Consider the following 21,282-nt stretch of genomic DNA (forward strand, 5'->3'; position numbering starts at 1 on the left):
GGGGGGTGGGGGGGGGGGGCCAAACTCCCCGGCCCCCCCCCCGACGAGCTGATGCGCGCAGCGGTTCGATTCGCGCCTATCGCACGTCAGTCAGTAGCTCACCCGGACGCACGATCAGATGATCCGGACGAAACGGCCTAGACCTGCCCGCGCAGGAAGCGCTCCAGTCCCGCGAGGTCATCTGTGTTGAGGTGGTCGACGCCCGCGCTGAGCAGTTCGGTCCAGAGCGCGTCCCGGTCCGGCCCCGGAGCGTCGGGCGTTCCCCAGAACCGGACCCGCTGACCCCGGTCGTGGGCGGAGCCGACGATGGTGTGCAGACTGTCGCGCTCGGCGGCCGGGAAGGGGCCGGCGCCCTGCCAGGTGAAACTGCTGCTCCAGTTGCTGGAAATGAGAGGGATCAAGGACGTGTCCGCGGCGGTGCCGAGGTCATCGAGGCGGCCGTCGTAGAACGCGTAGCGCTGCTGCTGCGCTTCCATGGGTGTCCGGGCCGCGCGGTCGCCGGAGATGACGGGCATGACAGCACCGTGGCTCACCCGCCCGTGACGGTAGGCGCTGAGTATCCGGCTGTACGGACGGAGCTGGCGGTCGAGTTCCTGGTAGCAGGCGACACCGTCGTTCTTGATGTCGATCAGCAGCTGGACGGGCCGGCTGCGGCCTCGGTACACGGAGCCGTGGTTGTCGCGGACGCGGGCGAGCAGCGGGTCCAGGTAGAGGGACTTCAAGGTGCGGCTCGGATCGATTTCCTCGGCCGTGTGGGCGACGAGAAGCTCGCCGTCGACCAGGAAGATGTCCGCCTCAACACTGGTGAACCCGTGGGCGAGGGCGTCGTGAAGCGGACGCTCGTGCAGATAGTCGTTGTGCGCGTGAGCATGACGAAGGGGCCGCACGGTGGGGCGGTTGCGCTTGTCCCGCACCGTCGTCGGCTGCTCCCCGGCCTGGGCGACGGCGGGGACGGCGACGGTTGCGGCGAATGCGGCGGTGAGAGTGGTAACTGCCTTGCGGCGCGTGAGCAACACGGATTCTCCAGTGGATGAGTGACGAGCACTCGGAGTCTCCGAAGTCGGAATGGCTGCACGCAAGGGGCGCCGATAGGTGTTAAGCCGCCGGCCATCTGCAAGATGGCCAGGCACGGCGCACAAGGAGAATTGCTCATCAACAATGAGCAATTTAGACGCTACCCCTCTCGCGTGATGTGAGGCGATCTGGCTCCCGTACTCCGCACGGCCCCCGGCCCAAGAACGCCGCGCGGCCAGTCAGGGCAGCGTGATCAACAGTGTCTCGACAACGCACGTGATCACACCGGGGCCGCACCGCTGTCGAGCCAGCTCTCAGCAGCCGACGGACGCCCACCTTCCCTTCCTCACAGGAGCGTTAGAGAACAGGCTCGGTGGGAGTCATTGGGATCTCCTTGCTGCGCAGTTCGGTCAGGGCAAGCGTCATGCCCGCGCTGGTGAACGTCAGGATGTCCACCCGTGCACACTGGTGGTCGGCGGTGATGACACCCGGCATGTCGGCCGGCCTGCTGACGAAGGAAGCGTCGCTCCTCGTGCCGGTGCGACACGACTCCGGTGATATCAGGACCGAATGAGCTCAGTAGCCCGTTCGGCGATGGCCAGGACAGTGGCGTTGGTATTCGCTGCGGGGAGTGACGGCATTACCGATGCGTCCACCACCCTGATTCCCTGAACACCGTGCACCTGCAGGTCCGAGTCGACCACAGCCTGTGATCCCGTTCCCATCGCACACGTGCCGGCCAAGTGGAAGTAACTGCCCGTTGCGAGTTTGACGTAATCCTGCATGTCACTCACGGTTTCCAGCGGGTGGCCGAAGGCTTCCTCGCCCTGGCGCAAGGAGGCCAGGGCATCGGCGCGGCCAATAGCCAGAGCGGCGCGGAGGCCGGCGACCATGCGGTCCAGATCACGAGATTCGGTGTAGAGCCCCAGGTCGATCAGCGGAGCCGTGGCCGGGTCCGGGTCGGCCAGGCGCACCGAACCCCGGCTCTCGGGTCGCATGAACGAGAACGCGATGCAGTAGCCGTTTGCACCGGGGAAGGTCCACGAGTCACTGCCCCAGGGTTCGAGTTTCGCGGCAGCGTCCCGGATCGGTAAAAGCAGCGGCACGGCAACGAGTTGGAGATCAGGCTCAGCGGTCGCTGAACTGCGGGTGAGAATGTACGGCGTGTACGGACTGGCGGCCGGGACAGGGGCCGACGTAGCGAACCCCACATGCGCATAGGTGTGATCCTGGAGATTACCTCCGACCCCCGGCAGATCGTGAACAACCTCGACTCCTGCTTCGCGGAGTTGAGCAGCCGGGCCGATCCCCGACAGCTGCAGGATGTGAGGTGACCCCACCGCCCCGGCGCACAGAACGACCTCCCGGTCAGCTCCCGCCTGGACGCTCTGGCCGTCGACAACGTACTCGACACCGACGCAACGGCGGTCTTCCATCAGGAGCCGATGGACCGTGGCGTCCGTTGTCACGGTCAGGTTGGGGCGGTGCTGGACAGGCCGCAGGTATGCATCCGCCGCACTCTGGCGTTTCCCTTGCACCAGGTTGATCTCTGTCGGTGCCACTCCCTCCGATTCGGCACCGTTCCCGTCAACGAGACTTTTGTGCCCGACCTCTTCTGCTGCGGTCAGGACTGCGCCGAAGAAGGCATCACGAGAAAGTGGGGCCGGAGGTTCAATCACCATGGGGCCATCGGTTCCGCGCCACTGGGTATCCATTCCCGTGGTCTGTTCGCTCCGGCGAAAGGAGGCCAGCAAAGCCTCGAAATCCCACCCTTGAGCCCCGGATTTCCCCCAGGCATCGTAGCTTGAGCGGTGGCCACGTATATGGTATGAGCCATTTATGGAACTAGAGCCGCCCAGCGCCCGTCCGCGCGGAATGGGCACCGTCACATCATCCAGATTCTTCTGCGGCACGCTGGTAAAGGCCCAGTCGAACCGGCTTCCCCACAGATCGGCGACGCCCTTTTCGTCGCCCGGCCGGTCACTTGACCCTGCCTCCAAGAGCAGGACACTCACGGAGGGATCTTCGCTTAGCCTGGCCGCCATAACGGACCCAGCCGTGCCCGCTCCGACCACTATGTAGCCGTATTTCTCCACAGCGAACCTCCTCGCTCAGTGACACCAGGTGCCCTTTAACGTCACCAGACGCGCGCTGCGTGGACTATAACTCGCTCCCCTGTACTACAAGCCGGACTTCGCTCGGGTCGTCTCAGCAGCACGCCCACCTTTGACGTGGCAAGCCATGATTCCGCCTGATGAGCGCAGTGGGGAGGCCAAGTTGGGGGCGGCGTTCTACGGGGCGCGGCGGTGCCGGCGGGAAGCCGGAGGCACCGTCACCGGAAGGCGGTCAACATCGCCATGGTGTTGTCACCTGTATGCGCGATACCTCGCTGATATCGGGTCCGAGACGATGAGTTCACGAAGATCGCGCCCCCAAGGAGAGGGAAATATGCCCCGTTCTCGTACTGCGATGCGGCGCCTCACCCGCATCGCAGTGACCACGACCTGCGCCGCGGCTCTCGCCGTCACGCAGGCAGCGCAGGCCCATGCGGCAAGCCGGACGGTGAACTTCAACTACAGCCACCTGTGGCTGACGCCAGAGTTCAAGACCGGCGGCGGCGCCGTCCACTTCACCGTCAAGAAGTGCAGCGACCCCAACAGGGACATGACGGTACTGCTGCGGGCCACGGACGGCATCAACGCTGACGTGGGCTCCAGGACCATCAAGTGCCGCGCTGGTGCGAAGGCTGTCATCGGTGACGGCCTCAAGCGCGGGACGTTCGAGTTGGAGCTGGGCAAGCTCGACGACAACACATACTTCAAGGGCACCGCCACCTACTCGTTCACCGCCCCCAAGTAGCCGGCACGTTGAGCGGTGGTGGCGGTCGACCTGACCTCGGTGGTGAATCCGAACTACGAACTTGCACAAGAGGGCCGTCACTCGTCGGCGCGTCCACGCCGGGTCGGCGTGGCGACAGATCCGAAGACCTGGGACCGGCGCGATGCCCGGACCCCGTGCCGGCGCCAGAATTGTCGGACACGGCCGGCGGGGCGAGACCCGACCGTCACTGAGCCACCGACTTTCGACCCCAACTAGCGCCCACCCACTGGACAGTTGGAGTTCTGCGTCCACACTCTCAGGAGAGGTAACCCGCCCGGCGGTCCGTACCGCCCGTTCCCGTTTCGGAAGGTGGCGCCCGTGAAATTCAGCTATGCGATGCTCCCCGACTATCCGCTCCAGGACTCACTGGCCTCGATCAGGCTCGCCGATGAACTCGGCTTCTACGCCTGCTACGCCGCCGACGAGACCTGGCACAAGGACCTGTGGTTGCTCTTCGCCGCGGCCGCCGGCCAGACCAGCCGGATCCGTCTGGGCCCGAGCGTGTCCCCGGTCACGATCCGGGAGCCCACCCTGATCGCGCAGGCGCTGGCCACACTCGACGAGTTGTCCGGCGGACGGGCGGAAGGCGTGCTGTCCAGCGGGAACTTCGGGCTGCTGGCTCAGTACGGCATCGACTGGACCCGCGCTCGGCCGTTGTCCCGGGTCAAGGAAGCGCTGCATGTGGTGCGAACCCTGCTGGACGAGGGAGCCATCTCGTACGACGGCGAGTTCTACTCCTACGACGGGCTGTTCACCTTCGCCCGCCCCGTCCAGGAGCGCGTGCCCCTCAAGCTCGGGGCGATGCGCGGGCCCAAGTCCTTCGAGGCGGCCGGCGAGTTGTCCGACGGCTGCCACCACGCGCTGAGCTATACGCGCGAGGCGTACGACTACGCGGTGCGGCACCTCCGGGCCGGAGCCGAGCGTGCGGGGAAGGACTGGCGGTCACTGGACATCGGTGCCTGGGTCGTTTTCGCCACCGGGCCCGACTCCGCGACCGCCAAGGACGCTGCCCGCAGCATGGTCGGCATCTATGCCTCCTCGATGCCCGAGGAGCAACTGCGCCGCAACGGGGTCGACCCGGGCGAACTGAAACCGGTCATCGACGCCATCGCCGCAGGTGACCTCGCCCGCGGCATCGAGTTGACCACGCCCGAGATCGCCGAACGTCTCTCCATCGCGGGCACCCCCGAGGAGTGCCTGGAGAAGATCCAGCGGGAGATCGCTCCCAGCGGCGTCAATCACATGATCTGCGCCATCACCGACCGCAGTCTCGTCAAGGCCTTCACCGGCCGTGACCTCGCGGGCGTGGCCGACGCGAACACCCAGCTCCGTCTGATCCACGACAGGATCATGCCCGCCTTCACCTGACCCGTGCCGCACCCGCCCTGCCTCCCCCGCCTTCGGCGTCGGGCGACGGACCGGACGCGAAAGCGCCCGGTCGACCCCGGTGACAGAGGTCAGGGGAGGAGGGACCGGCGCTGCGAGAATGGGTGGGGTGGGCGGCCCGGCCGCCCACCCCGGCCTGGGCTACTTCGCGAACTTGTCGTTGAACGCGGCGTAGTTGAGGGACGCGGCCATGGCCTTGTCCTGTCCGGCGAGGAACGCGCGGGCCGCGTCGGCGGCGGCGGTGTAGGCGACCGGGGCGATCGCCGTGCCGGCGGAGTACCGGGACACGCCGGCCTCGCGCAGCTGCTCGGGGGCGGGGGCGCCGGGCAGCCACATGGCGTTGACCTTCAGGCCGGTCTCGCGCGCGACCGTGCCCAGCGCGTCGAGGTCGAGCAGGCCGGGGACGAACAGGCCGCAGGCGCCGGCCTCCCGGTAGGCGTTTCCCGCGGGCGATGACGTCCGCCAGCCGGCCGTCCTCCTCGCCCACGCCGAGGAGGAACACGTCGGTGCGAGCGTTGATGAACAGGTCGACGCCGGCGTCGTCGGCCGCCGCGCGGGCGACCGCGATGCGCTCGGCGGCGGCCGCGGTGCCGTAGAGCGGCCCATCGGTGGCGCCGGAGTCCTCCAGGTTGATGCCGACGACGCCGGTGGCCAGGAACTGCGCCATCGTCGCGCGCAGTTCGTCGGCACTGTCGGCGTAGGCGTTCTCGACGTCGGCGCTGACCGGCAGGTCGGTGGCCGCCACGATGCGCTCCAGGTTCGCCAGCACGTCCGCCTTGGCCGGCGAGCGGCCGTCGGCGACGCCCTGCGGCCAGGACTGCGCGCCCGAGGAGGTCGCGATGGCCGTGGCGCCGGCCTCGGTGGCAAGACGGGCGCTACCGGCATCCCAGGCGTCGGGCAGCACGAGGAAGTCGTCGTGCAGGCTCCTGGCTTTGTCCACGAGAACGAAAGTCGTTTGTCGATGAGCGCGCGAGGCACCCCCGAAGGCGGCCAAGTCGATGTTCACGAGCTCGGGCTCTGGCTCAGGTTGTGTGATCCGCACACTGTGGGTGACGGCTGAACTCCGTGGGGGCCCTGGGAAGTTGCCTCAAAACGAGCAGTGGCACGAGTGACCGGGCCGACAGTTCGGGGCTGTGAATGAGATCTTGTTCCGGCTGGAAGAGCTGTTGTTCCCGTCGATCGCAGACGTCACGGTGCTGTCGGTAGACGTGAACATCGCGATAGTGCGTGTTGATGTGCGGTGCACCACAGCTGGTGCCTCGTGTCCAGGTTGTGGGGCGTGGTCAGCCAAGGTGCACGGCTCCTACCTGCGGTTTCCCGCTGATGTTCCGAGTGCGGGACGAAGCGTCGTTCTCCAGCTTCAGGTCCGCCGGTTCGCCTGCCGGAACGTTGAGTGCGGACGTCGCACGTTCGTCGAGCAGATACCTGGCCTGACCCGGAGAAACGGTCAGCGGACCGAGCGGCTCCGCTCGACACTGGCCGCGATCGGTCTTGCCCTCGCGGGCCGGGCCGGCGCCCGCCTGGCCGACATCATGGGTGCGGGGGTCAGCCGCAGCACGGTCCTGCGGTTGATCGACGCGCTTCCCGAGCCTGAGGTGCCCGCTCCGCGGGTGGTCGGCGTCGACGAGTACGCCACCCGCAAGGGCCGCCACTACGGCACGGTCCTCGTCGACGTGGAAACCCGCCGGCCGATCGACATGCTGCCGGACCGGGAGTCGTCGAGCCTGGCCGCATGGCTGGCCCAGCGGCCCGGAATCGAGGTCGTGTGTCGGGATCGTGCGCCGTTCTTTGCCGAGGGCACCACCGCCGGTGCACCGCAGGCTGTGCAGGTCGCAGACCGGTGGCACCTCTGGCACAACCTCAGCGAGGCCGCCGAGCGGAGCATCGCCCAGCACCGCCGATGTCTGCGTGTTCTGGCTCCCGAAACACCTGAAACGCCCGAGACGGAGCCAGAACCTGCGCAGGAGTCGTCCGGCTCGCCTTGGCCGACCGGCCACCGGTTCGCCGACCGGACCCGGACGGTTCACGCCACGGTCCACGCCCTGGTGGAGGCGGGGCACAGCCGCCGCGCAATCCAGCGGCAGCTCGGCATGACAAGCCGAACCGTCAAACGGTACGCGGACGCCGCCAGGCCGGAAGACCTTTTCACCGGGCAGTGGCAGGCAAGGACCTCGGTTCTCGACGAGTACAAGCCCTACCTCGACGACCGCTGGAACGAAGGCTGCACCAACGCCTGGAAACTGTGGGAAGAGATCGTCCCGCTCGGTTACACGGGCAGCTACCAGCGGGTTCGCGCCTACGTTCGCCAGAAACGCACCTCGCCACGGTCGGTGACGGCCCGTCCGCCTTCGCCCCGGAGCGTCGCCGGATGGGTCCTCCGCCGTCCGGAGAATCTCTCCGAGACCGAACAGCTCAACTTGAAGCACGTCCGGACCAACTGCCCCGAAATTGACGCACTCACCAGGCACGTTCGGTCCTTCGCGACCATGCTCACCGAGCGCCAGGGTGAGCGCCTGCCGGATTGGCTCACCGCCGTGAGACAGGACGACCTGCCAAGCCTCCACACGCTCGCCGCGGGCATCGACCGCGACCGCAAAGCCGTCATCGCCGGCCTCACCCTCCCTTGGAACTCGGGCGTCGTCGAAGGCCATGTCAACAGGATCAAGATGCTCAAGCGCCAGATGTTCGGCCGCGCAGGATTCCAACTCCTGCGTAAACGCGTCCTGTTGGCATGAGCCAGGGTGGGATGGGGCTGGCCGGATTCGAACCGGCGTCCTCCCACATGCGGTGAAGGCGCGACAGCCACTGCGCTACGAGCCCCATCCCGCCAACGATCATAGGAGCCACCCACACCCAGCGCTCTGAAATTTATCCCATAGGACTGGTCACTCAGCGCGACGACCTCACAGAACCTGAGCCAGAGCCCGTTCTCGTGGACAAAGCCAGGCTCCGGAACAGCTCGGCACGCTCCTGCCGGGTTCGGATGTCGGACATGTGTCGTTCTCCTTCCGGACCGCATCTCGGCCACACCTGGGAGACGCGCCGCGGGACCGCGTCGCCGGCGGGGAAGGTGTCAAGGTCGGTTCCGGCGCGGACAGCCAGGTAGGCCCGTGTCCACGGCCCCACCCCGTAGACCGCAGCGAGGGTGGCGCGGCCGGGCAGGTTCTCGGTGTCGCCGAGGTCGGCGAACAGTTCGGCGATGGCCAGCACAGTGCGGGCGCAGGCGCCGGCCAGGACGATGCGTGCGCGCAGTTCCTCGGCGGACTGACGGGCGATCACATGCGGGGCCGGGAGCGCGCGCAGACCGCCGCCGAACGCGCGGTTGGGGGCTTCGGCACCGTAGGCGGCGATCAGCCGCGAACCGAACAGCCGGGCGGCGGCCAGGGACACCTGCTGTCCGATGACGGTGAACAGCGCGGCTTCGTACGCGCTGTGGAACCGGGTGATCCGCACTCCCGGGCGCTCGGCCATCAGCGGGCCCAGGACGGTGTCTGCGGCGATCGCGGCGATGTCGACGTCGATCCAGCGCTGCAGCTCGGCGTGTTCGGGGGCGATCGCGTGCAGTCCTTCGATGCGGTGGGCGGCGAGGGTGGCCAGGGCGACGTCGTGATCGAACGGCCCGGCCGGGCCGGTGCGCAGGGTGGTCGGGGTCATGCCGGCCAGATTCCGGAGGAGCCACGGCGGTGGGAGCCCAGCAGGTGGGTGTCGATGATGCCGATGGCTTCCATGAGGGCGTGCATGGTGGTCGGGCCGACGAACGCGAACCCTTGCGCGCGCAGTGCTTCGGACAGGGCCCGCGATTCGGGGGAGATGGTGGGGATCTCGGCGAATGTGTGCGGCTTGGGGGTGTCCAGCGGCTTGAACCGCCACACGAACTCGACAAGGCCGCCGCGCTCGCGCAGCCGGATGGTCGCCCGGGCGTTGGCCACGGCCGCCAGGATCTTCGCGCGGTTGCGGACGATCCCGGCGTCGGCCATGAGCCGTTCGACGTCGGCTTCGCCGTAGCCGGCGACCCGGTCGGGGTCGAAATCGTCGAACGCGGTACGGAACGCCGGACGTTTGCGCAGGATCGTCGCCCACGACAGTCCAGCCTGGAAGGCTTCCAGGCTGATCCGTTCGTACAGGCCGTGCTCGTCGCGCACGGGCATGCCCCACTCGGTGTCGTAGTACTGGCGAAGCATCGGATCGGTGCTGGCCCACGCGGGGCGGGCGAGTCCGTCGTCGCCGACCACCACCCCGGGGTCGACGGGATGCTTCGGTGCAGGGGCGGTGGCGCTGGCCATCGGGGAACGTTCCTCGCTGTTCTTCAAAGGGACGGATGGGTCTCGCAAGGGACAGATGGGTCTCGATCGCCTGGGCCCAAGGCGCCTGTCGTGGCGCTGGTGCCGGACCTGGGCGTTGTGCGGCGCAGGGCGCCGGCGGCCCGCGTCCCCGCACGGGCCGCCCTCACGGGGGTCTGGTGTGCACTGCCGGACAGGCATGCCGTCTCGCCGGAGCGTGAAGTCGCGGCTAGAACAGCCGTCCGGCCCGTGTCTCGGCCGGCTCCTCCAGGTCCAGCAGGACCTGCTTGCGTTCGAGCCCGCCGCCGAATCCGGTGAGCTTGCCGCCCGCGCCCACCACCCGGTGGCAGGGGATGACGATGCTCACCGGATTGCGCCCCACGGCCTGGCCCACGGACTGCGCGAACCCCCTGCTGCCCAGCTCGACCGCGATGTCGCGTAGGTGATCCGCTCGCCGTATGGGATCTCCCGCAGCTGCGCCCAGACCTGCTCCTGGAACTCGTCGCCGTTCGTCACCGCCGCAACGTCGAACACCTGCCGCTTTCCGGCGAAGTACTCGCCGAGCTCGCTGTGCGCCTGTGCCAGGACCGGATCGGCCGATGTGTCGGCGCGGCGGCCCCATGCCGAGGGCGGGGGCGTGTACCGGTAGCCCTGGAAGTACAGTCCCACCAGCGCGTCGTCGCCGGCGACGACCAGGAGCGGCCCCACCGGGCTGTCCACAGAGGCGTGTCGGACGTCCATTTTGATCTCCTGCCTGCAAGGTGCTGCCTGTCCGTACTGAAGACGCGCGGGCGCCCTGAAACGTGAGACGCGTTCCGGCCGCGACCGGCCGGGCAGGACGGCGAGGCCGCCGAAGGCTGCGGCCAGGCCGGATTCTCGAAGGACGCGGATGCGCGGGATCACGAGCCGTGCGGGGACTCCCTGGGGGGTGCGGCGTCTGGGGCGGTCGTGCTCATCGGGGTGCAGGTTTCCCATGGGAGTGGGACAGGCCGGTCATGCGCGAGGTGCTGCTGACGTGGCCCGGCGGTGTTGCCGAAGCGGAAGGTGCGGGCCGTGCGGGCGTCGCCGGCGTGCCGGCTGTACCGGTAGGGCTGTCCGTGCCAGCCCAGGCACACCCTCTGCACGCTCATCCGGTGCCCGCGCACGCTGGGGGCGCGGATCGGGACCGGGCCGACTGCCCAGATGCGGAACTGGCCGACGAGCCACGCCTGCTGGGCCGAAGTGAGCCAGTCGGGCGGCAGGTGCGCACCGAGGACGGGACTGACCGGGCCGCGCGGCGCTTCCGGAAGCGAACAGCGCCGTCATCCCGGTGCTACAGGACCGGTGACCGCGAGGCCGCCGTCGCCGGTGACGGTCCAGGTGGCCGCGCCGTCATCCCGGTGCTCGGGGACCTGTGACCGCGAGGCCGCCGTCGCCGGTGACGGTCCAGGTGTCGCCGTTCGCACCGGTTCCGGTCAGACCGCGCAGCTGCTGGGCGCCGACCAGGGCCAGCGTGGCGGGGCGGCCGATGGCGGCGGTGGCCAGGGTGCGGTCGGGCCGCCAGGACGTGGACCACAGCAGCCGCCGGGCCACCTGGGCCCAGCCGACCTCCGGGCCGGTCATCACCCACACGTCGGCCGGCGCGTCGGCGAACCGGCGGGCCTGGCACAGCCAGGAGGCCGCGATCTCCGGCCAGGTGGTCGTGGTGACCACGACGCCGCCGGCGGCCCGCCAGGCTCGGGTGATCGCGTCGGCGGCGGCCAGCGCGGCCGGGGTCCGGCCGGAGCCGACAGCGATGCTCCGGGCGCCGCGCGCCGCGGCAAGCCCGGCCAGCGCGGCGGCTTCGGTGTCGGTGACCGTCAGGTCCGGGCCCGGCCGTGGAGGATCGACCAGCAGGGGGCTGGTCAAGGGGGCCGCGGGATGTCTTCCTCGTAGGTTCATGGGATGCCTTCCTCGCAAGCGGTCTTCCACTGCCGACAGGGGCCCGGACGGCACACCGCGCACGGCCGGTGTTCGGGCCGCCACGGCGCCGGCCGCCGAGGGCTTCAGGCGGCGTCGTGGAAGACCAGGGCCAGCGTGTGCCGGTGCCCTGAACGGATCGCCGATACGCCGTGCCGGACCGGGGCGGCCGACCAGCCGCGCACGGACCGCACGGGGCGGTCACGGGTGGTGAACACGTAGCCGTGGCCCTGCGGGAGCAGAGTGGCGGTGCCGCGGGACTGGGCGCGGGGGCGCTGCTCGACCAGCAGGAACTCCCCGCCGGTGTGGTCGGTGCCCGGCCGGTCCAGGTTGATCACGACCTGCAGCGGGAACACCAGGTCGCCGTACAGGTCGCGGTGCAGCGCGTTCCAGTCTCCGGCGCCGTAGCGCAGCAGGATCGCGGTGGACTTGGACTGCCCGGCCGCGTGGCACATGTCCAGCCACTCGTCCAGGGTGTCCGGCCACGGCGCGGTGCGGCCGAGCCGTTCCCACCACGTGCGGGCGATGGGCAGCAGCCGCGGGTACAGGGCTTGCTTGAGCCGCTCGACCGGCTCGGGATAGGGGGCGTGGAAGTACTTGTACTCCCCGGACCCGAACCGGTGCCGGGCCATGTCGACGGTGGACCGGAACAGCTCGGGCCGCTCGTACAGGTCCCGGATCCGGCCGGCCTCGTCCGGGGTGAGCAGTCGCGGCAGCAACGCGCCTCCGTACTCGTCGAGTTCGGCGGCCACCGTGTCCCAGTCGGCGGTCTCGACCCGGCCCGCCCACGGCCCGGCTCCGGCGGCGGCGTCCGCGCCGGGAGTCCTCTTCTTCGTCTTCGCCCTCGTTTTGACGACGGTGGTGGCGTTCATGCCGCGGCCTCCAGTTCCAGCAGTGCGGTCTTGGCTTCCGGGCCGCCGATGTAGCCGCCGAGGGTGCCGTCGGTGCGCAGCACCCGGTGGCAGGGGACGACCACCGGCAGCGGGTTGGTCGCGCACGCCGTGCCGACCGCCCGCACCGCCTTGGGGCTGCCGACGAGCTCGGCGACCTGGCGGTAGCTGCGGGTCTGGCCGTAGCCGATCTCCGGCAGATGCTGCTGGACCAGCTGCCGGAAGCCCTTGGACAGGGACAGGTCCAGCGGCAGGTCGAACGCCTGCCGACGACGTTCGAAGTACTCGGCCATCTCCCGGACGGCCGTGTCCAGTCGGCCGGGGGCGTGCAGGATGCGCGGGCTGACCTTGTCGGCCAGGGTCTGCAGGACCTTGTCGTGGTCCTCGACCGCGTAGGCGACGCGGATCAGGCCCCGGTCAGTGGCGGCCAGCAACAGCCGGCCGACCGGGGAGTCGACGACGGTGTAGGCGATGTCGACCAGCGCGGCGGCCTGGGCCTCGGCCTCCAGGCGGCGGTGCAGTCGGGCCAGGGTCTTGGCGTCGACGGGAGCCGACAGCATGCTCAGGACGTCATCGTGGGATCGGGTGCCGCTCATGTGGATGCTCCTCTCGCGGTCGCGCCCGGATAGTGTTTTCGTAGATTCTTCAGACCGTCCGCCGCCGCGCGGCGCGCCGCCGCGGTGTTCCCGCCCAGGACCGCGGCGATCTCGTCGTACGGCATCCCGGCCAGATAGCGGAACGTGACCGCCTGCCGCTGCTTGCCCGGAAGACGCCCCACGGCTTCCCACAACTCCCCGTCGTCGGCGCCCGGCACGCCCAACGGGCTGGGCGCCTCCGGCAATTCCTCAACCGGCAGCGGCTGGCGACCGGCGACGCGCTGCACGTCGATCGCTTTGCGTCGGGCGATCGTCACCAGCCACGCCTCCACGTTCGCCGTCTCCGGCAGCCCCGGCCAGGCCCGCATCGCCGCCAGAAACGTCTCCGACCAGGCGTCGTCGGCGTCATACGTCCCCAACAGCGCCCGACACACCCGCAACACGGTCGCGCCGTGCTGCTCGACCGCCTTCTCGAACGGCTCCCTCATACTCGCCCTGTCGTAGACCTTGATTCCGAACCGATGTGTTCGAACTCTCAAAACAGCCGGCCGGTCGCGGCCGGCCCGGACCCCTCCGGGCCCGGCCCCCTCCAGGCCCGGCGGTTTCCGCTCGGCCTTCGGCCCTTCGCCGTGCACGGCCGACTTCTCCACCGGCTATCTCACCTGGAAGACGGTGCGGGTGCCGTGAATGTGAGATCCGAATTCACCTGCCGGGGCACAGAACCCGACCTACCGGCGGCGCGGTGCCACCGGCACGTCCCGGGCGGCCGTCACCCGGGACGATCGCGCAGGCAGACCCCGGGATGGTGCAGCCTGGGCACGGCCACGCCTCCCGGCGGGATGCGGCAGCAACCGATCCGGTGGGAGTCTTCCCGGCGCGGCCCGCAGCCGGTCCCGTTCATCCAGCGGACGGGTGCAGGACAGGTACGTATCCGGCGGCCAGCACCCGCACCGTCATCTCGGGGGTGAGCACTTCCACCTGGAGATCCGAGGCGATCGCCTGCGCTGCGCCGTATCCGCCCATCGACCAGGGCCGCCAGCGCCCCTGCCCCATCAGCCCGATCTCGCCGTCCAGGCGGATGAACGTTCCGTCCGGCAGGTCGGCGGCCACCGTCTGAAAGGTGCGCTGCCGTCCTTCGGGCGTTCGCCGATCCGCCTGCAGCCTGCGGTCCATCTCCGGCGCGCCGGGAAGGCCGTCTCCCAGGGCGTCGGCCCAGCTCCGCTGGAACCGACGGTAGTCCGGGACGCGGCACATCCCGCACGGCCGGTGGCCGGCGGCGAAGGCCGTGGCCTCGTCGAGGAAGTACAGCTCCGTCAGCCGGCCCGGCTGCCACTGAACCCGCCACCAGCCCTTGAACTCCAGCACACAGCAGACCCAGGCCCGCGTAGACGGCTTGCGGGTCGGCTGGCCGGCGGCGCCGAGCAGCGAGCCCCGGTTCCCCCAGAACAGCCCACGCCCCGGGTCGGCCACGATCTCGCCGTCGGGCCGCACCCGATTGCGTCGACCCGTACGGACAGGCTCGCCCGCCCCGGCCTGGCTCCTCTGCTCGATCAAGCCTTCTTGCCCCGGCATGATGCGCTCCTCGCTTTATCGGATGACCGGCGGGCGACGTTGACCGCCGACATGTTGAGGACGCCCGGCAGCGGATCAGACGTGAGACACCCACGAAAGCGTCGCCGCCACCGAGGCCTGCGACAAGACGCTGAGCGCGGCGGGGTGGCCGACCCAGGTCAGGCCGCCAAAGCCGTGGAGGCGTACCAGCAGGGTGCCACCGTCGAGGCCCTCGCCAGGCAGCACCGGGCCGATCCGAAGGCGATCCGCCGCGTCCTGGACACGCCCGGCGCCCGCGCACTGCCCGAGCACTCAGCCCCCTCCCCCAGCGAGCGACAACCCGCCTTGGGCGCCGAGCCCGGAAATGGTGCTCGACCTGCCCGGCACAGACACAGCCGCCCAGGGTATGGGGCTGTTGTTCGTCGAGGGCTACCGAGGGCATCTGAGCAGGTCCGCTGGGCGACCAGCCGCTACGTGTCACCGCCCGAGATCGCACCGCACAGCGCCAGGGCGGCTGTTGACGTGACGCTATCTGATGACGACGGGCGCGAGCTCGACATGGGCACTCGTATGAGTGCCTGTTTCTGAACCCTGTATCAGCAGGTCAAGAGCTGTCAGCCTGAAATGGGAACTTTGGGAAAGCGTTCGGGGAACGGTCGCCGTGACCGATCCCCGAACGGGAACGGGGATTGCACCGTGACCTGCGGTTTCAAGGTCTCCACCAGGTTTACTCAATGTCGGCTGAGCAGAGTTGCCGCCGCGTCCCCAAACCAGGAGGTCCGCCGCCTGGCAAGAGGGGCAGCAGGCACACACCGCTCATTGACGTCGACGAAAGGCAACAACATGCGTATTCGCCGTACTATCGCGACCGCGGCCGTCGGTGCCGCACTTGTGCTGGGCGTCTCGGTCGGGCCGGCGTTTGCCGCCTCGTCCGAGGCGACCACTGTCGCGACGATCGGGTCCGACCGTGTGGCGCAGAGTGGGGAAAAGGCCAGTATCGCGGCAGGGACCGCGCATTATTGGGCCACTTACAACAGCCTCACCGACTGCACCGTGGCCGGCATTATGGTCGTGCAGTCCAATCCCAACCGCTACTACCGCGCTGAGTGCACACCTATTGCGGGCAGCCACCAGTTCAAGCTGTGGATCTGGTACTGAGTGAGTGCCTGTTTCTGAACCCCCGGAGCCCATGCCCGGAACCCCTATCTGACCAAGATCACCGGCTCGGCAGCCTGATAGCCGGCGGGACGAGAGTGAAGGCGCTGACCATCACCTTCGGATCGGTCAAGCTGCCGGGATCCTCGGAGGGCTCCGGGTGGCGGTCTTACGGACCGATGCACGGCGTTCGCAGCTTCCCCCGTCGCGCCGCATGAGCCGCAACGGTTTCAGTTCGGGGAGCGGTCAATGCGACCGCTCCCCGAACGCTCACCCAAAGCTCTCATTCCGGACTGACGGCCCTTGACCTGCTGTTATTGGGTTCAGAAACAGGCACTGAACGCGACCCGGAGGAGAGCGCCGGCGCCTGTTGACACGCAGGCCGACGGCATCGGCGATGAGGCTCGCTCCCATCGGGACATCCTGAGCACGGCACTCACTACTGCTGGCTTGGTCAACTACCCCACAGGGCGGTGTTGCCAGACACGTTCTTGCGTTCAGGCTTTGCCCGCGTGTGCAGGTGGCCTTCGTGAGGGAAAGAAGGAGGCGCCGCTGGCAGGACGCTGTCAAAGCCGTACCGGCTCTTTCGCGCGACCTGACACGATGCCAGGTTGCCGACTTGGTGGAGGAGTTCCAGACGCTCCAGTCCGTCGGCTTCGAAGGTGTCGAAGGCCCAGCCGGTGAGTGTCTCCAGAGCGCGGGGGGCCACTCCCCTTCCGCGTGCGTGCGCCGCGGTCCAGTAGCCCACCTCGGCCGCTGGTTTGCCGGAGGCGACCTCCTTGAGGACCACATTGCCAACCAACTGTTCGCGAACAGAGCTGGTTTGTGTCTCGCAGACCGCAAAACCGAAGCGGTTCCCGGCTGCCCATCCTCGCAGTTGGGCCCGTACCCACCGTGCCCCGTCAGCTTCGTTCTCCACGACGTGGCTCGTCCAGTGGCGCAGTACGGGATCCCGGAACACCCTGACCAATGCGGCAACGTCCTCCATGCACCAGGGGCGGAGAATGAGAGCGGGAGAGGTCGTTGTCGCGGCTGTCTGAAGGACGACGGGGGCGTGCACTGGCCGATCACGCGCGGCGGTGTGCTCGCCCGACGCCGACCATGGCTGGGCCATGCCGTCTTGTGGCCGCCCAGTCATCGCTGTGCCCGGACGCGCAGGGCCTCGACGGACCAGTCGAACGCGGGCGCCAGACTCTCCGGGGCCGGCCAGCCGTTGACGACCGCGAGGAGCCGGAGATACCGCTCCCTGCGAGGGTCGTTCACGCTCTCCAGCCGAGTCGACAGCCGGTGGCGAAGTTCGGCGTCGTCGGGGCGGCCGAGGATCTGGGCGTAGTGTGCCGTGAACGCCGCGACGATCGAATCGGCCTCGGGCGATGCAGGGTCGATGCCGACGGCCAGAGCCGGGCCGACCTGGTCGCGAATGACTGCCACCGCGTCACGGCGCGGCCCCGGAACGCCGTCGTGGGCCTGATCGGCGACCTGGTCTTCCGCGATCCGGCGCAGTCCGGCACGGAAGTCCGGATCCAGGGACAGCTCGGCCAGCTCCACCCACGCCTGGACTTGCTCGGCCTCGGGGTTGTCAGGGAGTTCGGGGGTCATCGAACGCATGACCCCCGCGAATGCAGGAGTGGTGTCGAGACCACCAAAAACTGCGTCGAGGAAATCTCCGATCAGACGTCGGCGTTCATCCTCGGAGAGCTGTGCCAGCTGGTGCATGAGTCCTGTCTCCTCAGGGGTAGACCCGCGCTCGGCCACTGCGGTCAGCACCGCGCGCCGCAGACGCAGGACGCCGATCTGCACGGCCAGTGCGTCGGCGTGCGCCGCGGCGACTTCGGGAAGCGAGAGCTCCCGGTCCATGACCTTGCGGATCGTAGGAAGGTCCAGTCCCAGCTCCCGCAGGGTCCGCACAAAGGCCAGGCGTGCGACGGCGTCGGTGTCGTAGAGGCGGTAGCCGGCCGGGGTGCGTTCCGTCGGCTTCACGATTCCGCGATCGGAGTAGAACCGAATGGTCTTGACTGTGAGACCGGTCCGCCGAGCGAGCTCGCCGATCGAGTAGAGCGTGTTGCCGTCCATGTCCCCACCCTTATATCTCCCCCTACGGGAGACTCAAGCCGTCTTGCCTGCCCCAGGGGATCGGTCAGAAGCAGGCTGATAGTCAATGAGCCTTTCCAACCTCCCACGTCACGCACAGCGCTCCCCGCCCCGCCGGCTACGGCGTGGCCGCCTCCCGCGGGCGTAGTTGAGGTGTCAGGGCTCTTCCGCGAACGCGTCCTGGCGCGGCTTGAGCCTGACGTCGGCCCGAGAGAGGCGGCTCAGCTTCCGAATTGACCAGGAAAAGGAACCTGGAACGGAGGGTGGCAGCACCGGGGGACCACGTTCGTACGCTCGCGCACGCCCTTGCGCCGCGCGTTGTCCCGTTGCGGGATCGTCAATCGGTCCGGGTGCGAAGGCTCCGCGTCAGGGTGGGGATCATCACCGTCGCGGGGACGAGGTGTAGCGCGAGGAGGACGATGATGGTGGCGGTGTTGGCCCCGGAGAGGAAGGGCGGGACCAACGAGATGGCGGTCAGCGACACTGCCGTCCACACGAATCGCTTGGCGGGGCGAGCGCTCCAACGAAGAAGAGTGACGGCGATGACGATGCCCACGACCGAGAAGAAGCCGGTCACCACGGCGAACCCGGGCAACGGGATCGTCTCGCCACCATCGGGGACCTCGAAGTCGACGCCAACGGCCTGGGCCAGCGCCGCGGCGAGGGTGGTGACCACCGTCGCTGCGAGCGCGGCGATGAAGCCGGTGCCGGCGAGCCTGCGGAGTCGGTGAGCGTGGCTGGTCCGGCCCGATGCCGGGCCTGCGACGACCCCGGTGTCATTCATGCTGTTCATGTCGTTCCTCCGTCATTCGGTAACTGGCCTACGGGTCCGCTGACCGGCATGTGACGGTCCTGGCCCAGGGGTGACGATGCGCGCCCGCGCCGTACGGCGGCCGGGGTTCCGCAAGGCGCGGACGCCGGTGCCGCGGAGCCAGAACCCGGCGCCGCGTCCGAGAACCGGCCCGGCCTCGCCGTCGCGCAGCTCCAGCTGCACCCGCCCGCGGGTGACGACGCCGAACGCGTCGCGCCATTCCGCCGGGACCACCGCGACACGCGCGCCACCGCGCAGCGTGAGCGTCCACACCGGGACTACTCCGTGCCGTCCGCCGGCAGGCGCTCCGGCAGCCCGAGCCGCGGGAACCTGTCGTCGTGAAACGCGACGATCTCGGTGATCGCCCCGCCGGTGACGCGCAGGACGTCGATCGTCAGCGGCAGGTACGCGCCCTCCCGCTTGCGCCAGAGGTAGAAGGCGACGGCGGGCTGCCGGTTCACGGAGGTGAGCACGGCGCGCAGGCCCTTCATGCCCTCGAAGCCGTGCTCGACCCAGTCGTTCACCACCGCGTCGCGGCCGACGTACAGGCCCAGCGTGGGCGGCATCGACCAGCGGACGTCGTCCCGCAGCAGTGCGGCGAGCCCGTCGACGTCCGTGGCCACGCTGGCGTCGGTATAGCGGCGCACCAGCTCGCGCGTCCCGGCGTCCTGTTCGCCGCCGGTCCAGTCCTGCCGCTCGGCGGGCAGGTGCTCCCGCATGCCGGCGCGGGCCCGCTGCAGCGCGCTGTTCACGGAGTTGACGGAATCCCCGAGGAGCTCCGCGACGTCCTTCGCCGGCCAGCCGAGCACGTCCCGCAGGATCAGCACGGCCCGCGGGCGCGGCGCGAGGTGCTGGACCGCGACCAGGTACGCCAGCTCGATCGTCTCCCGCGCGACGGCGACGGTCTCCGGCTCGTCCGCGTCGCCCGCGGGCAGTTCGTCGAGCAGCCGGTCCGGGTAGGGCTGCAGCCACGGCACCTCGCCACCGGTCGCGGGTTCCGGACGGCACTTGGCGAGCACGTCCAGGCAGGCGTTGGTGGCGATCCGGTACAGCCAGGCCCGGAACGTCGACCGCCCCTCGAAGGTCTCCCGCCGCCGCCAGGCACGGAGGAACGTCTCCTGCACGGTGTCCTCGGCGTCCTCGAACGACCCGAGCATCCGGTAGCAGTGCACGTGCAGCTCCCGCCTGTGCCGCTCCGCCAGCCCCGAGAACGCCGGCTCGTCTACTTCGCCCAGCCCGCTCACACCCAGCTCCTCCAGTCGCGTATCCGCATTCATCACGTCACCCTTCCGCCTAGTCGTGTCCCGTCATAGGTGTGACGGGTGCGGGCGCGAAAACTCATCACCAGGGTCGGTCGCATGGCCGAGCGTTCCTCACCCTTGGTAGGTCGGGTTCTCGACGTGGTGGAGCACGACGGCGCGTTCGCCGCGGCAGCGGGTCCGCCGTGGGCCTTGTTCTCGGCCTTCTGCCGGCGAGACAGCTTCGGCCGGTAGCGGTGCCTTGAACGGGATACGCACGGAACCGCCGGCGCCTTGATACGCCTTGTCCGCGAAGGTCATCACGTCAGTGCTGGTCAACGCAGCGTTGATGCCGTGGTTTCGTGCCCGGGGGACCCGGGCTCAGCAATGGATACCCGTCTGGAACTGAGTACTCCGCTACTCATGACATGACGGGACCTCAACGATAGTTTTATCGGCGCCCGCATGGGGCGCACGAAAAGACGCCTGGGTAATGCTGCCGACCGAACGCCCAGCAGCATTCCCGAATCTGATCGAAAGCGGAAAGCATCGCGCTACAGCCAGGTCGAGGGGGCGCGCTCGACTCTGCCTCTTCGCACGCACTCACACTCTCCAACTAACACCGCCTGGTCACCTGACCGGGTGGAACCGACTGATCGAGAGGTCCCGGAATGCGTAACCGAATAATTTCGATAACCGCGGCCATCGCTGGAATCGGGCTCGCGTTAACGGCGCAGCCGACCCAAGCGGCAGAGAAAACTCGACACTGCGTGACCAATGTGACGACTGGTGCGATGAGCTGCTACGACAGCTTCACCGACGCCATGGCCAAGGCCACTGACGGCCGTATCACCGACGCTCCGAACAACTCACGCGCGGCCGTGGCGGACCCGCGTCTCGTGGCGCAACTGAATTCCCCCGCAGCAACAGACGGCAACACAAGGGGCGTTGCTGGAGAAAGCACTGGAACGGCTGCCCTGGCGCCGATCAGCATCATGTACAAAGACGCGGACTACGGCGGCGACTCGCTGATCTATCAGGGTGATTTCGACTGCAGCGGTCCGACGGATCAGCCCGACTACTGGGTGGAACTGATCCAGCCGGGGTGGAACGACGAGATCGGTTCGTACCGCGCCTACAGAAACTGCTGGCTCAGCCTCTTCGAACATCGCGGCTGGACCGGCGGTTCGATCGCCTACGCCGGAAACCGCACCGACCTCGGCATCCTGGACGACAAGGCCAGTTCAATCCGCTGGTCCTGACATGTCGCCGGTGGTTGTGGCACGAGGCGCCACAACCACTCGCTCATGGCGCGCACAGCTCACTGATCCGCAGGCAGACCCCGGCACTGAGTCAGCCTCGGTGGGCCGGGGGGGGGCCCCCGGGGGGGGGGGCGGTGTGGGGGGCGGGCGGGCGGCCGCGGGGCCGCGGCGGACGGGCGCAGCATCGGGC

General features: G+C 68.9%; 24 protein-coding genes, 1 tRNA gene and 3 pseudogenes. 7 read left to right on the plus strand and 21 right to left on the minus strand.

All coding sequences use genetic code 11. From position 1 onward, the window contains the following. Positions 1-137 precede the first annotated feature (137 nt). Complete coding sequence (locus ACFRKB_RS27380) at positions 138-1,016, minus strand: phosphatidylinositol-specific phospholipase C/glycerophosphodiester phosphodiesterase family protein (RefSeq protein WP_383109140.1); 879 nt, start codon at positions 1,014-1,016, stop codon at positions 138-140. A 422-nt stretch (positions 1,017-1,438) separates the two neighbouring features. Here ACFRKB_RS27380 and ACFRKB_RS27385 point away from each other — a divergent pair, with 422 nt between their 5' ends. Then, positions 1,439-1,588 (plus strand): hypothetical protein, encoded by a 150-nt coding sequence (locus ACFRKB_RS27385; protein ID WP_383109141.1) that lies wholly within the window; start codon positions 1,439-1,441, stop codon positions 1,586-1,588. On the opposite strand, the gene ACFRKB_RS27390 is transcribed toward ACFRKB_RS27385, so the two are convergent. Continuing rightward, positions 1,575-3,110, minus strand: a complete 1,536-nt coding sequence (locus tag ACFRKB_RS27390; protein WP_383109143.1) for a GMC family oxidoreductase — start codon at positions 3,108-3,110, stop codon at positions 1,575-1,577. The two genes, ACFRKB_RS27385 and ACFRKB_RS27390, sit on opposite strands and share 14 nt — an antisense overlap. Before the next feature lie 352 nt (positions 3,111-3,462). Here ACFRKB_RS27390 and ACFRKB_RS27395 point away from each other — a divergent pair, with 352 nt between their 5' ends. Both ACFRKB_RS27395 and ACFRKB_RS27400 read left to right on the plus strand, forming a co-directional pair. After that, positions 3,463-3,873 (plus strand): hypothetical protein, encoded by a 411-nt coding sequence (locus ACFRKB_RS27395; RefSeq protein ID WP_383109144.1) that lies wholly within the window; start codon positions 3,463-3,465, stop codon positions 3,871-3,873. 339 nt (positions 3,874-4,212) lie between these two features. Beyond that, complete coding sequence (locus ACFRKB_RS27400) at positions 4,213-5,262, plus strand: LLM class flavin-dependent oxidoreductase (RefSeq protein WP_383109145.1); 1,050 nt, start codon at positions 4,213-4,215, stop codon at positions 5,260-5,262. A gap of 159 nt (positions 5,263-5,421) precedes the next feature. On the opposite strand, the gene ACFRKB_RS27405 is transcribed toward ACFRKB_RS27400, so the two are convergent. Together ACFRKB_RS27405 and ACFRKB_RS27410 are read right to left on the minus strand one after the other, a co-directional pair. Further along, entirely contained in the window at positions 5,422-5,886 is a 465-nt protein-coding gene (locus tag ACFRKB_RS27405; protein ID WP_383109147.1) for an isocitrate lyase/phosphoenolpyruvate mutase family protein, read from the minus strand. Beyond that, positions 5,780-6,322 (minus strand): annotated as a pseudogene (locus ACFRKB_RS27410) (isocitrate lyase/phosphoenolpyruvate mutase family protein); the annotation flags it as partial. The gene ACFRKB_RS27405 and the pseudogene ACFRKB_RS27410, both read right to left, overlap by 107 nt. A gap of 91 nt (positions 6,323-6,413) precedes the next feature. On the opposite strand from ACFRKB_RS27410, the gene ACFRKB_RS27415 reads away from it, so the two are divergent. Then, positions 6,414-8,015 (plus strand): ISL3 family transposase, encoded by a 1,602-nt coding sequence (locus ACFRKB_RS27415; RefSeq protein WP_383109148.1) that lies wholly within the window; start codon positions 6,414-6,416, stop codon positions 8,013-8,015. Positions 8,016-8,027: 12 nt separating this feature from the next. Here ACFRKB_RS27415 and ACFRKB_RS27420 read toward each other — a convergent pair. The 11 genes from ACFRKB_RS27420 to ACFRKB_RS27470 all read right to left on the minus strand — a co-directional run bounded on the left by ACFRKB_RS27420 (position 8,028) and on the right by ACFRKB_RS27470 (position 14,847). Beyond that, positions 8,028-8,101: transfer RNA gene (locus ACFRKB_RS27420), tRNA-Ala, on the minus strand. A gap of 68 nt (positions 8,102-8,169) precedes the next feature. Next, on the minus strand, positions 8,170-8,934 hold the full coding sequence (locus ACFRKB_RS27425; protein WP_383109149.1) for a DNA-3-methyladenine glycosylase family protein: 765 nt from the start codon (positions 8,932-8,934) through the stop codon (positions 8,170-8,172). Beyond that, complete coding sequence (locus ACFRKB_RS27430; protein ID WP_383109151.1) at positions 8,931-9,563, minus strand: DNA-3-methyladenine glycosylase I; 633 nt, start codon at positions 9,561-9,563, stop codon at positions 8,931-8,933. The genes ACFRKB_RS27425 and ACFRKB_RS27430 overlap by 4 nt, the downstream gene beginning before the upstream one ends. Before the next feature lie 226 nt (positions 9,564-9,789). Next, positions 9,790-9,954 (minus strand): methylated-DNA--[protein]-cysteine S-methyltransferase, encoded by a 165-nt coding sequence (locus tag ACFRKB_RS27435; protein WP_383109152.1) that lies wholly within the window; start codon positions 9,952-9,954, stop codon positions 9,790-9,792. Beyond that, positions 9,924-10,301: a methylated-DNA--[protein]-cysteine S-methyltransferase gene (locus tag ACFRKB_RS27440; protein ID WP_383109153.1), complete on the minus strand. Its 378-nt coding sequence runs from the start codon at positions 10,299-10,301 to the stop codon at positions 9,924-9,926. The genes ACFRKB_RS27435 and ACFRKB_RS27440 overlap by 31 nt, the downstream gene beginning before the upstream one ends. Before the next feature lie 630 nt (positions 10,302-10,931). Then, positions 10,932-11,480 carry a hypothetical protein gene (locus ACFRKB_RS27445; RefSeq protein WP_383109155.1) on the minus strand — a complete coding sequence of 183 codons (549 nt, stop codon included), beginning with the start codon at positions 11,478-11,480 and terminating at the stop codon, positions 10,932-10,934. A gap of 104 nt (positions 11,481-11,584) precedes the next feature. Continuing rightward, positions 11,585-12,370, minus strand: a complete 786-nt coding sequence (locus ACFRKB_RS27450; RefSeq protein WP_383109156.1) for a 2OG-Fe(II) oxygenase — start codon at positions 12,368-12,370, stop codon at positions 11,585-11,587. Further along, complete coding sequence (locus tag ACFRKB_RS27455) at positions 12,367-12,984, minus strand: methylated-DNA--[protein]-cysteine S-methyltransferase (protein WP_383109157.1); 618 nt, start codon at positions 12,982-12,984, stop codon at positions 12,367-12,369. Before ACFRKB_RS27455 ends, ACFRKB_RS27450 begins: the two co-directional genes overlap by 4 nt. Next, entirely contained in the window at positions 12,981-13,472 is a 492-nt protein-coding gene (locus tag ACFRKB_RS27460; RefSeq protein WP_383109158.1) for an RNA polymerase sigma factor, read from the minus strand. Before ACFRKB_RS27460 ends, ACFRKB_RS27455 begins: the two co-directional genes overlap by 4 nt. 409 nt (positions 13,473-13,881) lie before the next feature. Further along, positions 13,882-14,556, minus strand: coding sequence for a hypothetical protein (locus ACFRKB_RS27465; RefSeq protein WP_383109160.1), 675 nt, complete (start codon positions 14,554-14,556; stop codon positions 13,882-13,884). A gap of 75 nt (positions 14,557-14,631) precedes the next feature. Next, positions 14,632-14,847: a hypothetical protein gene (locus tag ACFRKB_RS27470; protein WP_383109173.1), complete on the minus strand. Its 216-nt coding sequence runs from the start codon at positions 14,845-14,847 to the stop codon at positions 14,632-14,634. 126 nt (positions 14,848-14,973) lie between these two features. On the opposite strand from ACFRKB_RS27470, the pseudogene ACFRKB_RS27475 reads away from it, so the two are divergent. Beyond that, positions 14,974-15,114 (plus strand): annotated as a pseudogene (locus tag ACFRKB_RS27475) (M15 family metallopeptidase); the annotation flags it as partial. A gap of 240 nt (positions 15,115-15,354) precedes the next feature. Continuing rightward, positions 15,355-15,693 carry a hypothetical protein gene (locus tag ACFRKB_RS27480; protein ID WP_383109161.1) on the plus strand — a complete coding sequence of 113 codons (339 nt, stop codon included), beginning with the start codon at positions 15,355-15,357 and terminating at the stop codon, positions 15,691-15,693. Between the two features lie 451 nt (positions 15,694-16,144). On the opposite strand, the gene ACFRKB_RS27485 is transcribed toward ACFRKB_RS27480, so the two are convergent. The 6 genes and pseudogenes from ACFRKB_RS27485 to ACFRKB_RS27510 form a co-directional block, all read right to left on the minus strand. After that, a complete protein-coding gene (locus tag ACFRKB_RS27485; protein WP_383109172.1) occupies positions 16,145-16,750 on the minus strand; it encodes a GNAT family N-acetyltransferase in 606 nt (201 codons plus the stop codon). Positions 16,751-16,824: 74 nt separating this feature from the next. Then, complete coding sequence (locus ACFRKB_RS27490; RefSeq protein ID WP_383109162.1) at positions 16,825-17,763, minus strand: MerR family transcriptional regulator; 939 nt, start codon at positions 17,761-17,763, stop codon at positions 16,825-16,827. A 355-nt stretch (positions 17,764-18,118) separates the two neighbouring features. Then, positions 18,119-18,574, minus strand: coding sequence for a DUF6069 family protein (locus tag ACFRKB_RS27495; protein ID WP_383109163.1), 456 nt, complete (start codon positions 18,572-18,574; stop codon positions 18,119-18,121). 12 nt (positions 18,575-18,586) lie between these two features. Then, on the minus strand, positions 18,587-18,865 hold the full coding sequence (locus ACFRKB_RS27500) for a hypothetical protein (RefSeq protein WP_383109164.1): 279 nt from the start codon (positions 18,863-18,865) through the stop codon (positions 18,587-18,589). Positions 18,866-18,870: 5 nt separating this feature from the next. Further along, positions 18,871-19,869: an RNA polymerase subunit sigma-70 gene (locus tag ACFRKB_RS27505; protein WP_383109165.1), complete on the minus strand. Its 999-nt coding sequence runs from the start codon at positions 19,867-19,869 to the stop codon at positions 18,871-18,873. A 96-nt stretch (positions 19,870-19,965) separates the two neighbouring features. After that, a pseudogene (locus ACFRKB_RS27510) lies at positions 19,966-20,196 on the minus strand (IS5/IS1182 family transposase); the annotation flags it as partial. Between the two features lie 404 nt (positions 20,197-20,600). Here ACFRKB_RS27510 and ACFRKB_RS27515 point away from each other — a divergent pair. After that, complete coding sequence (locus tag ACFRKB_RS27515) at positions 20,601-21,092, plus strand: hypothetical protein (protein WP_383109167.1); 492 nt, start codon at positions 20,601-20,603, stop codon at positions 21,090-21,092. Positions 21,093-21,282 lie beyond the last annotated feature (190 nt).

The organism is Streptomyces scopuliridis (genome assembly GCF_042790125.1).
GTDB classification, from domain to species: domain Bacteria; phylum Actinomycetota; class Actinomycetes; order Streptomycetales; family Streptomycetaceae; genus Streptomyces; species Streptomyces scopuliridis_A.

Bases quoted from the DNA above. Each gene is read 5' to 3' on its own strand.
- ACFRKB_RS27425 (WP_383109149.1), bottom strand. From the start codon at position 8,934: ATGACCCCGACCACCCTGCGCACCGGCCCGGCCGGGCCGTTCGATCAC.
- ACFRKB_RS27465 (WP_383109160.1), bottom strand. From the start codon at position 14,556: ATGCCGGGGCAAGAAGGCTTGATCGAGCAGAGGAGCCAGGCCGGGGCG.
- ACFRKB_RS27495 (WP_383109163.1), bottom strand. From the start codon at position 18,574: ATGAACAGCATGAATGACACCGGGGTCGTCGCAGGCCCGGCATCGGGC.
- ACFRKB_RS27450 (WP_383109156.1), bottom strand. From the start codon at position 12,370: ATGAACGCCACCACCGTCGTCAAAACGAGGGCGAAGACGAAGAAGAGG.
- ACFRKB_RS27490 (WP_383109162.1), bottom strand. From the start codon at position 17,763: ATGGACGGCAACACGCTCTACTCGATCGGCGAGCTCGCTCGGCGGACC.
- ACFRKB_RS27430 (WP_383109151.1), bottom strand. From the start codon at position 9,563: ATGGCCAGCGCCACCGCCCCTGCACCGAAGCATCCCGTCGACCCCGGG.
- ACFRKB_RS27440 (WP_383109153.1), bottom strand. From the start codon at position 10,301: ATGGACGTCCGACACGCCTCTGTGGACAGCCCGGTGGGGCCGCTCCTG.
- ACFRKB_RS27455 (WP_383109157.1), bottom strand. From the start codon at position 12,984: ATGAGCGGCACCCGATCCCACGATGACGTCCTGAGCATGCTGTCGGCT.
- ACFRKB_RS27395 (WP_383109144.1), top strand. From the start codon at position 3,463: ATGCCCCGTTCTCGTACTGCGATGCGGCGCCTCACCCGCATCGCAGTG.
- ACFRKB_RS27460 (WP_383109158.1), bottom strand. From the start codon at position 13,472: ATGAGGGAGCCGTTCGAGAAGGCGGTCGAGCAGCACGGCGCGACCGTG.
- ACFRKB_RS27405 (WP_383109147.1), bottom strand. From the start codon at position 5,886: ATGGGCCGCTCTACGGCACCGCGGCCGCCGCCGAGCGCATCGCGGTCG.
- ACFRKB_RS27385 (WP_383109141.1), top strand. From the start codon at position 1,439: ATGCCCGCGCTGGTGAACGTCAGGATGTCCACCCGTGCACACTGGTGG.
- ACFRKB_RS27505 (WP_383109165.1), bottom strand. From the start codon at position 19,869: ATGAATGCGGATACGCGACTGGAGGAGCTGGGTGTGAGCGGGCTGGGC.
- ACFRKB_RS27445 (WP_383109155.1), bottom strand. From the start codon at position 11,480: ATGAACCTACGAGGAAGACATCCCGCGGCCCCCTTGACCAGCCCCCTG.